This is a genomic window from Arcobacter sp. L, assembly GCF_000284235.1.
GTDB lineage: Bacteria > Campylobacterota > Campylobacteria > Campylobacterales > Arcobacteraceae > Aliarcobacter > Aliarcobacter defluvii.
Map to the genome: position 1 here is coordinate 2,482,580 of NC_017192.1, position 14,054 is coordinate 2,496,633.

Below are 14,054 nucleotides of genomic sequence, written 5' to 3' on the forward strand. Positions count from 1 at the left end.
TTCTCCCTTTTATTATTTATTGTTTGAAAATTCAGCTATCAATTTATCTAAATCATCACCTATTAAATCATCTGTGTCATCGCCATGAATATGTTTGGCAACAGCAATATCCTTAGAGTTACCATCATCTTCAAATAAATTGTTTAGATATAAAGATAATTTTCTAATAACAGACATTACTCTTTCGATTTTTTGTCTATTTATATCATTAAATTGCATTAATTCCATTGCTTGAAAAATTTTATTATCTTCTTCATTTAATAAATTTTTTAAGTTAACTAATGAACTGTTCATTATATTTGCATTATGTAAATACCCATCAAAAACTTTTATGTTTGGAAATTTATTATTTAAAGAAGTTAATAAATTTATTTGAGAATTTATAAAATTTTCATATTCTTTAAAACTTTTTCTAATTTCATTATTGTTATCTAAAGTTAAACTTAAAACATCAAATATCTGAGAAACTTTTTCTTCAGAATCATTAGCAACTTGGGTAAGCTGATTAACAACTTTTGTATCTTTCTCAGCAGGCAAAGGAAAAACTCCTTCATTTATTTTTGTTGAAGTCCAATCTTTCACAATATCATCTTCTGATCTTTCAATTTTTTTTGTTTCTAAAGGTTCAGTTTTTACTTCATCTTCAATAGGTAATATCTCTTCAACTGCTTCTTCTTTCGAAGGGCTTGATTCAATATCATTTAGTAAATCTTCTAACTCACTATTTTTTATAAAACTATCAATTTCATTTTCATTAGTATTATTTTCATCAATTTTAGAAACAGATATTTCTTCTGTATTTATATCTTCTTTTAAATCTTCCGTTTGAGATAATAATTCTTCAATTTCTTTAGTATTCACTTTTGCTGTTTCAGTTACATCTTCAGATTCACTATTATCATCTGCAATGTCCAAACCATTCATTAAAGCTTCTATCTCTTCTTGACTCATACTCATGATAAGACCTTATATTATTTTTTCAATACTCCATCAAGTTTTTCTTTCAAAACTTCTGCATTAAATGGCTTAACGATATAATTATTAACTCCTGCTTTTAAAGCAGCAATAACCTCACCTTTTCCACCTTCTGTTGTAATCATTATTATTGGCGTTTTCTGATGTGTTCCCTCAGATCTAACTTTTTTTACTAATTCTAAACCGTTCATATTTGGCATATTCCAGTCTGTTAGTATAACATCATAATGAGCTTCACTAAGTAATTTCCAAGCTTTTAATCCATCTTCAGCTTCTTCGAAATTTTCTCTAGCGAATCCTAATTGCATAACTACATTTCCAATGATTCTTCTCATTGTAGAGCTATCATCAACTATTAGAATCTTCATCAACTATCCCTTATAATTAAATAAATCTTTTCAGTAAATATGCATTATATATAATTTGTTTTAAATTTACACTTAATATTTATAAAAATAATTTATACAATTTATCTAAATTTAATTATTCTTAAAATATAATTAAAGATAAGTAAAACTAAAGGATTTTCTATGATTAGAGGACTTTATACAGCAGCTACAGGAATGAATTCAATGCAACATCAAATTGATGTTACATCTAACAATATTGCAAATGTTAATACTACTGGATTTAAGCAAGATAGAGCCGAATTTCAAGATTTAATGTATGAAACATTAAATTATACCGCTGGACAAACAACTCAAACAACAATAAATCCTACAGGTATTGATGTTGGACTTGGAGTTAGAATCTCTAACATACAAAAAAACTTTACAGAAGGTGATTTAAAACCTACAGCAGGTGATCTTGATTTAGCTATACAGGGAAAAGGTTTCTTCCAAATAACATTACCTAGTGGAGAAACTGCCTATACAAGAAATGGTAATTTTAAATTAAATGAAGAAGGTTCAATAGTAAATGGAAATGGCTATTTACTATCTCCTGAAATTGTAATTCCTGATAATGTTACTGATGTAACAATTGCTAAGGATGGAACAGTTACAGCAAAAGATGCACAAACAAATGATACTGTTGATTTAGGACAAATAACTCTTGCTGATTTTATAAATCCAGCCGGATTAGTTCCTCTTGGTGAATCTTTATATATGCAAAGTGCCGCATCAGGAGATGTGCTTGAAGGTAATCCAACAACTGATCAATTTGGAAGTGTACAACAAGGTATGATTGAAACTTCTAACGTAAAATTAGTAAATGAAATGGTTGATTTAATTACAGCACAACGTGCTTATGAAGCAAATTCTAAAGCAATTACTACAGCAGATAGTATGCTTGATACGGTAAATAGATTAAAAAATTAATTTAGTTAGTTTGTATTAATATATGACTTTAGAAGAATTAAAAAAACTTAGAAAAGAAAATTTTTTAGCTCATAAAAAGAAAAAAAAAGAGTATTACTTAAAAAGTAAAATTGCTAAAAAAGAGATAGATTATGAAGCTGAACTTAATAATTTAAATTTTTTTTCTAAAATAAAAGAAATTGCCCATGAGCAAAAAAAATATATTGATGATAGAAAAGAATCAATAATATCTAAATTAAAAGAATATAAAAATTTAAAAAAAGAATATTATGAGCAAAATAAAGAAAAAATACTTGAATACAATAAAGAATATAGAGAAAGAAAAAAAGAAGAACTAAAAGCTTATAGAATAGAGTATTATAAAAGATTAAAAGAAAAACAAAATAAACTTGATAAAGAGTAAAAGAGATGCCTGAAGATAATAAAGTTATAGAAAATGACAGTTCAGAAACAACTTCAAATGATAGTTCTTTTGATACAAATGAATCTCAAATAAATATTCCTCTAAATGATGAAGAATCACCGAATAATAACATAAAAGAGATACAAGAAGAATTTATTAAAAAAGAGAAAAAGAATCCATTAAAAAAGATTTTATTAGGTGTTATAATTCTTTTAATCTTATTAATTATTGTGGGAGCAATTCTATATTTTATGGGCTTTTTTAAACCAAAAGAAAAAGAGATTCAGCAAAACAACAATACTTCTGTTTCTGAGCAGATGCCTAAGGAAGAAGAATATAAATTTGATTTTAAAGATATTAATTCAAAAAAACTTAATGAACAGCTATCTTATTTAACAAATAAGAATCTTAATCAAGAAAAAACAGAAGAACAAGAAAAAATTGAAAATGAAAAAAAATTAATTGAAGAACAGAAAAAGAAAGAGGAAGAAGCATTAAAAATACAAGAAGAAGCATTATTAAAAGAAAAAGATGCTTTAGAAAAGAAAAAAATTGAGCTTGAAAATGAAAAAGCCGAATTAGAAGCTTTAAAACAAGAAGCTTTAAAAGTAAAAGAAGAATTATTAATAAAACAAAACCAAAATACAGATGAAATACCTAAAAGTCAAGAGCAAATTGATAATCTAAATATTGAACTTAAAACAGAAGAAAACAAAAGTATAAGTTCAAATACAGAAACTACAAATGAAGATGTTTTTTTGAAATTCATAAATGTAGCAAAAATAAAAGGTGTTTTATATAAAAAATATTTAGATAAAGTATCTTCAATTAATCCAAACATTATCTTATGTAGAGATGACAAAAATAGAATAGAATTATATTATGGACCATTTAAAAGTGAATCAGAGAGAAAAGATTTATTGGATAAATTAATTGATAATAATTTTGAACAAGCTTATGAATTAGAATTTACTAAAGAGGAATTTGATAGAAGATGTAACTATTAAATAATCTTAAGAATTTTCTAAAATATCAAATGAATTATTTACTCTAATTATTTTGTTTTCTATATCAATATTTAATATAAATTTATCAAATATATGAGGTATTAAAAAAACTTTTGGAAAGCCTTTATTAACAAGTTCAATATCTGTAATTATTTCCAAATAATCATTTAATGGATATCTATGTACCTCTTTAACTGTACCTAATTTAATATCATTTTCAAAAACATTGCATGAGATTAAATCAAACCAAAAAAATTCATTTTTTGCTAATTTACAATTTTCTTTTGTTTGTTCAATAGTTGAATAAAGTTCTTGATTTGTGAGTTTTTTTGCACTATCAATATCCTCATAATTTTCAAATTTTACAAGTTCTCTTGAAGCGTTATATTCCAATATTTTTAATTGAAGATTTCTATTTGTACTAAACACAGCACCTTTTTTAAATTGCTCTGGGAAATCAGAATCTATAAAAAGCCTTAAATGACCTTGTAATCCTACTGCTTTCCCAAGTTTAGCAACATATATATTATTACTATTATTCATAGATTTATTTTACTACTACTTGTATTTTATATGATATACCATCTTTTGCTTTACAACCATTTGCCATAGTTTTTAAAGCATTAATCATATTACCATTTTTTCCGATAAGTTTACCAATATCAACACTATTTACAGTGATTGTAATTTCAGCAAAATTTTCATCAATTAACTCTTTTGTTACAGTAACATCTTCAGGCACACCAACAATTAGTTTTGCATAATTTTCTATAAATTTAGTAATCATTTTATTTTCTATTTAAAATTATTTAGAAGCTAATTTTTTAACTTTTTCAGATGGTTTAGCACCAACACTTAACCAATAGTTATATCTTTCTTCATCAATTTTTAATACTTTTGGTTCAACAACTGGGTTAAAATAACCAATTGATTCAATCCATCCTGAATCTCTTCTTTTTCTTGAATCTGTTACAACGATTCTATAAAATGGTTTTTTGTTTCTTCCCATTCTTGTTAATCTAATTACTGTCATATTTTCTTTCCTTTTTTAAGTTATAGTATTGAATTCTAAACTCCTTCTTAAAAAAGATAAGTTCACAGCTCAATACTATTTATATTTTTATCTTGGAATTTTAGGCATTCCACCAGGTCCCATTTGAGACAACATATTTTGTAAACCTTTCATTCCACCTTTAGTAGAAAGTTGTTTTGCCATTTTTGAAGCATTTTTAAATTGTTTTAGAATTTTATTAATTTGAACTTCAGATACCCCTGAACCAATAGCTATTCTTCTTTTTCTACTAGGATTCATCAAATCTGGATTTTCTCTTTCTTTAGGAGTCATTGAACCAATTAATGCTTTAATTCTTTTTATTTCAGTTGAATTCTCAAAATCCATATCTTTCAATGGCCCAGCCATAGCAGAAAGTCCAGGAATCATACCAATAATAGATTTCATTGAACCTAATTTACTCATCATTGAAAGTTGATCTAAAAAGTCATTAAAATTAAATTGACCTTTTTTTATTTTTTTACTAACTTCTTTAGCTTTTTTCTCATCAATAATTGCAGATGTTTTTTCAGCAAGTCCTTCAATATCACCAAGTCCTAATAATCTTGAAACAATTCTATCTGGAATAAATACTTCCAAATCTGGCATTTTTTCACCAATACCAATGAATCTTAATGGTACTTCTACTTGATGTGCAATTGATAAAGCTACTCCACCTTTTGTATCACCATCATACTTTGATAAAATAACACCATCTATTCCAATTTTTTCTTTAAAAGTTGTTGCAGTTTTTGTTGCATCATGTCCTGTTAAAGCATCTGCTACATAAAAAATTTCATTTGGATTTATCGCATTTTTAATCTCTTTTAATTGAAGCATTAATTCTTCGTCAATTGCAAGTCGTCCAGCTGTATCAACCAAAAGAACATCATAATGTTCTTTTATAGCTTTCTCTTTTGCTGCTAGTGCAATTTTAATTGGATCAGTTTGATTATCATCAAAATATATATCAACGTCAATTTGAGCTGCAATTTGTTTTAATTGCTCAACCGCTGCTAATCTTTGTAAATCACAAGCTGCTACTAAAACTTTTTTCTTTCTAGTTTTCAAATAATTTGCTAATTTACCTGTTGTTGTAGTTTTACCAGAACCTTGAAGTCCAGTCATTAAAACTATTGTTGGAGGAGTAGAAGAAAAAACAAAACCTTGATTTCCAGAAGTAGTTAATAAGTTTGTTAATTCACTTTTTAGAGATCTTAAAAAAGAATCTTGCCCTATACCTGCACTTTTTGTTTGTAATTCAATTGCAGTTATAAGTTCTTTTGTAGTTTTATGATGAACATCAGCTTTTAATAAAGCTTTTTTTAACTCTGATGTTGCTTTAGTTAAAGCTGCAACATCATCTTGATGTCTTATTTTATTTACTGCGTTTCGTATTGAACCTGTTATTGAATCAAACAAAATATTTTCTCCACATTTATTTAAAGTTTGAGATAATACAAAAGTTTTACTTTAATTTAGTTTAAACGATACAGTTATTTAAGTTTTTTTTTAGTTTTTTATTTTCGAGAAGCCCCTTAAAATAGGGACTTTTTATTTTATAAAGCTTAATATTTAATTAAAATCATACACTTTAAATTCTTTTGGTTCTTTTGATTCAAAAACATAATCAAATATTTTAGTAATTTTAGAATGTAGTAAAACTCTATTTACATTAGATGAAGTTCGTCCATAAATTGCATCACCAATTATTGGTAAACCAACTGAATTTAAATGAACTCTAATTTGATGTGTTCTTCCTGATTCAATAACAATTTTTATTTTTGATTTATTACCTTCGACTAAAAGTGGATAAACTGTACTTTTTGCAGGTTTTCCTCTTTTTGTATCTATTTTAGATTTAGCCATTCCTCTATCTTTTGTTGTTAAAATTGGTTTATCAATTTCAATTTCCTCAACAACTTTTCCTTCGACAATAGCTACATACTCTTTATATACTCTATTTGCTTGGAATTCTTTTATAGCTTTTTTTTGAAAATCTTCATTTTTTGCAAACATCATAACACCACTTGTTTCTTTATCAAGTCTATTTAATAATATTGCACCTTCATATTTTTTAGCAACATCATCAGCTGTTAAAAATGCAGGTTTATCAACAACTAAAATATCATTATCTTCAAATATTACTTTTATTTTATTTATTTCTTTTATCGAAAATTTAGTGTCACTTCTAATTTCTCCCCTAGCAATTAAAACTTTTTTGTCACCAACTTTAACGACACCCATATCTATCAATTCTTTTGCTTTTGAATTTGATATCTTTTCTTGTAAGGCTAAAAGTTTATAAGCTTTTTCATATGTTACAGCCACTTATTTATCTCCTTTATAATAGGTTCTATTGAACCTGCTTTTGTTAGAATTGGTTTTTCTAACACATCAATTTTTTCTAAATAATCACTTATTTCATTTTTCTCAATTAAGTAATAATTTTTAATACACTCAAAAAGAGATTTTTGGTTAAATATATTTTTCCCACTAATTAACTTACAATTAAAATAAGCAGGTTCAATAGGATTATGTCCACCTATTTTTTCAAATGCTCCACCTAAAATAACCACATCAGATATTGCATAAATATCATTTAATATACCCATTTTGTCAACCAATATTATATCAGAATCAAAATTCTCTTTTTTACTATATCGGTGATATGAAAGATTTTTATTTTTTCTAAACTCTTCAATTAGTAAATTAACTTTTTCAAATCTTTCTGGATGGCGAGGAACTATCAATAACTTTCCAAACTTTTTATCATAAGAATCAAGTATTAATTTTTCTTCATTTTCATGAGTACTTGCTGCTGTGATTACTATACTTTTAGGCTTTTCAAAATTAAATCTTTTTTGAGGTAATTGGGCAAGTTTGATATTTCCAATTACTTCTATATTTTTTGCACCTAATTCTTCTAATCTCTTTTTATCTTCAACACTTTGTGCAAAAACTTTATCAATATTATCAAATATTTTTTTATAAAAAAAACTAAATCTTTTATATGATTTATATGATTTATCAGAAATTCTTGCATTTATTAAAAAAGTTTTTGCACCTCTTTTTTTTGCAAATAAAAATAACATATACCAAAGTTCGGCTTCCATTACAACTAAAACTTTTTGTTTATTAATCCAAAAAGGTAAAAAAATTTCAAAGGGAAGATACCTTACATTTGAAGTGATTGTTTTTGCCTCTGCATATCCAGTATTAGTTATTACAGAGATATTAGCATTTTCTTTATAGTTTTCAATTAAAGGTTTAATAGCTTTAGTTTCACCCATAGAACAAGAGTGAAACCAAATTCCATTTTCTTTGAATCTACTATTTTCTATTAAAAAAAATTTTGCAGGAATTGCTTTTTTGTATTTAGTATTTCTTGATTTAAATATTAAATAAGGAATTGCAAGTATATAAATAATACTTAGTAATAAGTAATAAAATATACTAAAAAGGCTCAAAATTAAGCCTCTTGTTCTTCATCTTCTTTATAAAGAATTCTTCCACAATGTGGACAATTAACAATTTCTTCTGCTTTAATAACTTCAGCATAAGTTTTATCATTAATTTTCATAAAACATCCATAACATGCTTGTTTTTTTACAGGAACAACAGCAGAATCTTTTGCCCATCTTTTAATTTTTTCATAGAAAGTTAAAATTTTATTATCAAATTGTTCTAATAATTCACTTCTTTGTTGATAAACAACATTTCTATCTTTATTAATTTCTTCAATTGTATTATCAACTGCAACTTGAATTTCTTTTATATCATTCTCTTCAGCTGCTAATTTTTCTTGTAATTCTTTTAAGTTTTCTTCTTTTGAAACTGCTAGATTATCAAGTCTATCTATCTCTTCATTTGCAAATGATATTTGTTCTTTTGCAATTTCTTCTTCTAACTGTAAAGCTTTTAACTCTTTTTCATTATGAACATCTTTATTTTTTTTTGCAATGTTCTCAAGTTTAGTTTTTAATTCACCTAAATGAATATTGTTTTTTGTTCTTTTTGATTTTACATCATCAATTTCTAAATAAATCGAGTTAATTGATGCCTTAATTGATGCTGCTGTTTCAACAAAAGTTGCTAATTTTGCCTTTTCATTCTCAATTTTTGGTTCAAACATACTAATTGCTGTATCAAATTTTGATAATTTGATTAAATCCTGTAAATACTTATTCAACCGTTTCTCCTTCTATAAAAAACTCAAATGGATTTTTTGAAGCTGTTATTATAGCTTTTAATTTATTTTTTTTCAAATATTCTGAAAGAAGCCCCTCAAGTAAAACATTGAAATACTTTTCACTTTCATAATGTCTTATATCTATTAAAGAGATATTTCTTGCTTTTGCTTCCATTGCATCATGATATTTTATATCACCTGTTAAAAAACAATCAGCATCAACTTCATCAAGTAAAGACATAGCTGAACCCGTTACTATCGCTATCTTTTCTATAAAATCTTTACATTTTACTGCTTTTGTAATTTTCAAACCTAATTTATATGATACAATTTTTATTAACTCATCAAAATTCATATTTACATCACAATAAGATATAAACTCTAATGAATTTTTTATTTTAAATCCTAAAATATGTTCTACAACATATTTATTTAAATGTGTTTTATCTATATTTGTATGCATAGATATTAAAGAAATATCTTTTTTTATAAGTTCTCTTAAAATTTTTGTACTATAAGTATCATAATTTACTCTTTTTATTCCAGAAAATATCAATGGATGGTGAGTAATAACTAAAGATTTTTCTTTTATATTAGATACTAATTCTTCATCTAAATCTATACTTATATAAATATTTTCAATTTCATCATCTTTTGAACCAACAAGTAAACCTGAGTTATCCCATTTTTCTTGTAATTCAAAAGGAGAAATTTCATTTAATACATCATATATTTCTTTAAGTTTCATTTATACAAATAACTCTGGATTAGTTTTTTCTAAATTTTCTAAAGCTTTTTTAGCTGCAATACTATTAACTTTTTTTAATCTTTGAACTTCTTGTTCTTTATATAAAACTGCACAACCTTGAGCTAATTCTCGCACCTTTAAAATATAATTTTGTCTTTCAGTTACAGAAATTGCTTTTCTTGCATCAAGTGTATTAAATGCATGTGAAGCAATCATACACTGGTCATAAGCAGGAAGTGGCAATTCTGCACTTAAACAAGCTTTACATTCATTAAATGCATCATCAAAATGTCTGAATAACATTTCTGTATTTGCTACTTCAAAATTATATTTTGAAAACTCATACTCACCCTCTTTATGAACATCAGCATAAGTTGTTTTTCCATATTCATTTTCATTCCATACTATATCAAATACAGAATCAACACCTTGTAAATACATAGCAAGTCTTTCTGTTCCATATGTAATTTCAACTGCAACAGGATCACATGCTAATCCTCCAACTTGTTGAAAATATGTAAATTGAGTAACTTCCATACCATCAAGCCAAACTTCCCATCCAAGTCCCCAAGCTCCAAGTGTTGGAGATTCCCAGTTATCTTCCACAAATCTTATATCGTGTCTTGAAACATCTAAACCTAAAAATTCCAAAGACTGTAAATATAAATCTTGAATATTATCTGGACTTGGTTTTATTAAAACTTGAAATTGATAATAAGCACCTAATCTATTTGGATTTTCTCCATATCTTCCATCAGTTGGTCTTCTACTTGGTGCTACATATGCAGTACTCCAAGGTGTTGAATCTAAACTTCTTAAAAGTGTCGCTGGATGAAATGTTCCAGCTCCCGCAGGAATATCATAAGGCTGAACAATATTACAACCTTGTTTTGCCCAAAACTCTTGTAATTTTAATAGCATTTGTGAAAATGTAATCATCTATTTAATTCCTAACTCTTTATTTATTTTATTTTTGTCAAAACCACAAATCCATCTATTTCCTATCAAAATTACGGGAGCACCAGAACAATGTTTTTGACAATCTTGTAATGCTTGTTTATTTTTAGATAAATCTATAAGGTTATATTTTAGTTTTTTGCTTTTGAAATAAAATTTTGCTTCTTCGCACCATTTACAATTTGGTAGGGTAAATAGTGCGATTGGCTTCATTATAAAATTACTTCAACGTCTTTAGAATCACTTTCAACTTTTTTAGATTGAACTATTCTATCTTCTTTCAATTTAGTAGATAATTCTTTATCTGTAATTGCTAGAATTTGCATTGCTAAATATGCAGCATTAACAGCTCCACTTCTTCCTAATGCAACTGTCCCAACAGGCATACCTGCAGGCATTTGAACAGTAGAAAGCATAGCATCCATACCATCCATAGCTCCACCTTTCATAGGAACTCCAATAACTGGTTTTGTAGTAGTTGCAGCAACTGCACCAGCTAAATGTGCCGCCATTCCAGCAGCAGCAATAAATGCAACTGCACCTTTTTCTTCTGCTTCTTTAATATAATTTTTTGTTCTTTCTGGGCTTCTGTGAGCTGAAGACACAACTAATTCATATTTTACATTAAATTTTTCAAAAGTATCAGCACAGTGTTTCATAATTTCATAATCTGATTTACTACCCATTAATATTGAGATAAAATTCATTATTTTCTTCCTTTTTATTTTTAAAAGTTCAAGATTATATCAAAAAATTTCTAATAGTTTTATAATCTTATTTAGTTTAACTTTTTTCCAAGCATCTAGTTTATTAATTGTTAAATTTTCATTTTCATATATGAATTTTGATAAATTTTTCGTTTTATCTTTCAAAAAAATTGGTTTTATATATTTATAATACTTTATTTTATTTTCAAATTTTTTATCTGTAAAAATAACAACTGTGGGAATCATAAAAGCATCGCTTATGTGATAAGTTGAAGTATCAGTAGTAATGATTTTATCCATTAAGGAAACTATATACATAAAATCATTTATTGATTTTGATTCTTTTGATAAATCTATATAATTATCTTCTTTGATTTTTGAATCTATTTGTAAAGTTGAAATTATTATATAATCTTCAACTTTTAATAATAATTCTTTCAATAATTCTATTGCAATTGCCTGAGGAATTGATTTATTTATATTTGCAGAATAAGGATGAAAAAGTAATAATTTACCTTTTTGTTTTGCCTCTTTTATTTTCAAATGTAATGAATTTAATGGTTTATATTTACTTATATCTAATATATTATATTTTTCAAACTCGTTTATTTTTTTATAGTCTATTCCAAATCTAAAAAGCCAAGCATCTACAATATTTAAATTATCTAAAAGACCATTTATACTTAAGCTATTATCTATGAAATAATCATATTCACAAATTTTTTTTGAATTAATACTTAAAGGAAGAATATTAGTTATATAATCTTGTGTTTTATAAATATCTTTATCTCGACTATAATAGCTATTATTTGAAGCATTGATATAAATATCAAATTTAATTTCTTTGTATATATCTTTTAATTTCTTATGTAAAATTCTTAAAGCTGTACATGAAGCTATAACTTCACTAATACTATTTCCAACTCCACCAATTAATACAATTGAAATTTCATCTTTTTTTATATTCTTTAATTGTTTATAAATATCTACTTTTTTGTATTCAAAAAAATCTATTTGATTTAATTCTTCTCTTTTTTTATATTCATCAATATTAGAAATTCCTAATTCAATAGGGAAGTTTGGGATATTTCTAATATTACTTTCATTTAAAGTTTTTGCAAAATATTTTGTTTTGTCAACTCTTGAAAAGATTCCTTTTATATCATTAAAATCATCATATGTTGTTATATAAATAGTTTCATTTTCATATTCTGATGGAGATTTAAGTTTATAGTAATAAACCATTGTTCCATCAGTAGTTTTTATATTAATATTTTGAGTTACTCTAAAAAAAATCATTATAAAAAAGAACTTTTATTCTATTGTTTCGTCAATATTTTCAACTCTAAACATTGTAAGATAAGGAAGTCGTCCAGGAAGTTTAATTTTATTAATATTTCCACTATGAACAGATTCTAATTCTTTATTTGTTTCAGTTAATATTTTTTTAAAATTAATATAATATATCCCATCTTTTTTGAAAATTTTTCCAATTTCATTTTCACACTCAACTAACTCTTCACCCATTGGAGTAAAGATTTCAATATCTTCATTTGGATAAACTTTATATTTACATAAGAAATGTTCTTCATCTTCTGTTACAAGTCCAGTTACTTCATATGAACCTTTACTTAAAGCATATGCATGATTTTGCGAATCTGTTTTTTCAAATGGTCTATGAATTAAATAAGCATCTGTAAAGCCTCTATTTTTTGTAGTATGTAACTCTTTTTGGTATTTTTCAGGTTCAAATTTACCAGCATAGTAATCATCAATTGCTTCTCTATAAGCTTTTGCAGTAACTGCTGCATAATATGGAGATTTTGTTCTTCCTTCTATTTTTAAAGAATCAACTGCACCACTATCTAAAATCTCTTTTAGATGTGAAGCTAAATTCATATCTTTTGAATTAAAAATATATGTTCCAACACCTGGCTCTTCTTCTAATCTAAATAAAGTACTATGGTCTTCATTTGCTGCATATAAAGTATATTCAAATCTACAATCATTTGCACAACTTCCTCTATTTGGAACTCTTCCCATTTGAACAGCACTTACCAAACATCTTCCACTGTAAGCAAAACACATTGAACCATGAACAAAAATCTCTATTTCCATATCAGGTAAATGTTTTTTTATTTCAATAACATCTTTTAATGAAATTTCTCTTGCAACAACAATTCTTTTTACACCCATATCCCAATAAACTTGAGCATCTAGATAATTTAAAACATTTGCTTGTGTTGACAAATGAATATCTATTTGAGGCGCTATTTCACGGCAAAGTTTAACAACACCTGGAGCTGCTACAATAAATCCATCTGGTTTTAATGCGGCCATTGTTGCAATATGTTTTTTTAATAAATCTATTTGAGAGTTAAATGGAAATCCATTAATTGTTGCATATACTTTTTTACCTCTGGCATGAGCATAATCTATTCCTTCTTTGAAGGTTTCAAATGTAAATTCTTTCCCAGCTCTAATTCTTAAACTAAAGTGACTAACTCCTGCATAAACGGCATCTGCTCCATATTTTATAGCAATTTTTAATTTCTCTAAATTACCTGCAGGTGAAAGTAACTCTACTTTTTGGTTATTCATAAAATTCCTTTTAATACTTTTATAATTATATTTTCTTTTAAAATACAATATTATACCTATTTTTAGATAAATATTTTAAAATAGGATATTTTTA

At 25.9% G+C, this 14,054-nt stretch carries 18 protein-coding genes; 3 read left to right on the forward strand and 15 right to left on the reverse strand.

All coding sequences use genetic code 11. The annotated features are described in order from the left end of the window. Nucleotides 1-12: 12 nt before the first annotated feature. Nucleotides 13-957 carry a hypothetical protein gene (locus tag ABLL_RS12225; protein ID WP_014475105.1) on the reverse strand — a complete coding sequence of 315 codons (945 nt, stop codon included), beginning with the start codon at nucleotides 955-957 and terminating at the stop codon, nucleotides 13-15. A gap of 14 nt (nucleotides 958-971) precedes the next feature. Then, the gene (locus ABLL_RS12230; protein WP_014475106.1) at nucleotides 972-1,343 is read right to left on the reverse strand and encodes a response regulator; all 372 of its coding nucleotides are present in this window, start codon (nucleotides 1,341-1,343) and stop codon (nucleotides 972-974) included. A gap of 162 nt (nucleotides 1,344-1,505) precedes the next feature. Between ABLL_RS12230 and flgG the strand changes: the two genes are divergently transcribed. From flgG to ABLL_RS12245, 3 genes are read left to right on the forward strand one after another with little or no spacing between them, the layout of a single operon-like run. Continuing rightward, on the forward strand, nucleotides 1,506-2,294 hold the full coding sequence (gene flgG, locus ABLL_RS12235; RefSeq protein WP_014475107.1) for a flagellar basal-body rod protein FlgG: 789 nt from the start codon (nucleotides 1,506-1,508) through the stop codon (nucleotides 2,292-2,294). Nucleotides 2,295-2,316: 22 nt separating this feature from the next. Next, complete coding sequence (locus ABLL_RS12240) at nucleotides 2,317-2,697, forward strand: hypothetical protein (RefSeq protein ID WP_014475108.1); 381 nt, start codon at nucleotides 2,317-2,319, stop codon at nucleotides 2,695-2,697. Nucleotides 2,698-2,702: 5 nt separating this feature from the next. Beyond that, complete coding sequence (locus tag ABLL_RS12245) at nucleotides 2,703-3,704, forward strand: hypothetical protein (protein ID WP_014475109.1); 1,002 nt, start codon at nucleotides 2,703-2,705, stop codon at nucleotides 3,702-3,704. A 6-nt stretch (nucleotides 3,705-3,710) separates the two neighbouring features. Here ABLL_RS12245 and rimM read toward each other — a convergent pair whose 3' ends face one another. The 13 genes from rimM to ABLL_RS12310 all read right to left on the reverse strand — a co-directional run bounded on the left by rimM (nucleotide 3,711) and on the right by ABLL_RS12310 (nucleotide 13,960). Then, nucleotides 3,711-4,247, reverse strand: a complete 537-nt coding sequence (rimM, locus tag ABLL_RS12250) for a ribosome maturation factor RimM (RefSeq protein ID WP_014475110.1) — start codon at nucleotides 4,245-4,247, stop codon at nucleotides 3,711-3,713. Nucleotides 4,248-4,251: 4 nt separating this feature from the next. Then, a complete protein-coding gene (locus ABLL_RS12255; RefSeq protein ID WP_014475111.1) occupies nucleotides 4,252-4,491 on the reverse strand; it encodes a KH domain-containing protein in 240 nt (79 codons plus the stop codon). 18 nt (nucleotides 4,492-4,509) lie between these two features. After that, nucleotides 4,510-4,737: a 30S ribosomal protein S16 gene (gene rpsP / locus ABLL_RS12260; RefSeq protein ID WP_004511333.1), complete on the reverse strand. Its 228-nt coding sequence runs from the start codon at nucleotides 4,735-4,737 to the stop codon at nucleotides 4,510-4,512. 87 nt (nucleotides 4,738-4,824) lie between these two features. Further along, nucleotides 4,825-6,177 (reverse strand): signal recognition particle protein, encoded by a 1,353-nt coding sequence (gene ffh, locus ABLL_RS12265; RefSeq protein WP_014475112.1) that lies wholly within the window; start codon nucleotides 6,175-6,177, stop codon nucleotides 4,825-4,827. Between the two features lie 153 nt (nucleotides 6,178-6,330). After that, a complete protein-coding gene (locus ABLL_RS12270) occupies nucleotides 6,331-7,086 on the reverse strand; it encodes an RNA pseudouridine synthase (protein ID WP_014475113.1) in 756 nt (251 codons plus the stop codon). Then, nucleotides 7,077-8,228 (reverse strand): lipid IV(A) 3-deoxy-D-manno-octulosonic acid transferase, encoded by a 1,152-nt coding sequence (waaA, locus tag ABLL_RS12275; protein WP_102043415.1) that lies wholly within the window; start codon nucleotides 8,226-8,228, stop codon nucleotides 7,077-7,079. The genes ABLL_RS12270 and waaA overlap by 10 nt, the downstream gene beginning before the upstream one ends. Further along, entirely contained in the window at nucleotides 8,228-8,947 is a 720-nt protein-coding gene (locus ABLL_RS12280; RefSeq protein ID WP_014475115.1) for a zinc ribbon domain-containing protein, read from the reverse strand. Before ABLL_RS12280 ends, waaA begins: the two co-directional genes overlap by 1 nt. Further along, nucleotides 8,940-9,695: a Nif3-like dinuclear metal center hexameric protein gene (locus ABLL_RS12285; RefSeq protein WP_014475116.1), complete on the reverse strand. Its 756-nt coding sequence runs from the start codon at nucleotides 9,693-9,695 to the stop codon at nucleotides 8,940-8,942. Before ABLL_RS12285 ends, ABLL_RS12280 begins: the two co-directional genes overlap by 8 nt. Next, nucleotides 9,696-10,634, reverse strand: coding sequence for a glycine--tRNA ligase subunit alpha (glyQ, locus tag ABLL_RS12290; RefSeq protein ID WP_014475117.1), 939 nt, complete (start codon nucleotides 10,632-10,634; stop codon nucleotides 9,696-9,698). Then, nucleotides 10,635-10,865 carry a glutaredoxin domain-containing protein gene (locus ABLL_RS12295; RefSeq protein WP_014475118.1) on the reverse strand — a complete coding sequence of 77 codons (231 nt, stop codon included), beginning with the start codon at nucleotides 10,863-10,865 and terminating at the stop codon, nucleotides 10,635-10,637. Further along, nucleotides 10,865-11,359 (reverse strand): 5-(carboxyamino)imidazole ribonucleotide mutase, encoded by a 495-nt coding sequence (gene purE, locus ABLL_RS12300; RefSeq protein WP_014475119.1) that lies wholly within the window; start codon nucleotides 11,357-11,359, stop codon nucleotides 10,865-10,867. The genes ABLL_RS12295 and purE overlap by 1 nt, the downstream gene beginning before the upstream one ends. Nucleotides 11,360-11,398: 39 nt before the next feature. Further along, nucleotides 11,399-12,658, reverse strand: a complete 1,260-nt coding sequence (locus ABLL_RS12305; protein ID WP_014475120.1) for a hypothetical protein — start codon at nucleotides 12,656-12,658, stop codon at nucleotides 11,399-11,401. 15 nt (nucleotides 12,659-12,673) lie between these two features. Further along, on the reverse strand, nucleotides 12,674-13,960 hold the full coding sequence (locus tag ABLL_RS12310; protein WP_014475121.1) for a peptidase U32 family protein: 1,287 nt from the start codon (nucleotides 13,958-13,960) through the stop codon (nucleotides 12,674-12,676). Between the last annotated feature and the right edge of the window lie 94 nt (nucleotides 13,961-14,054).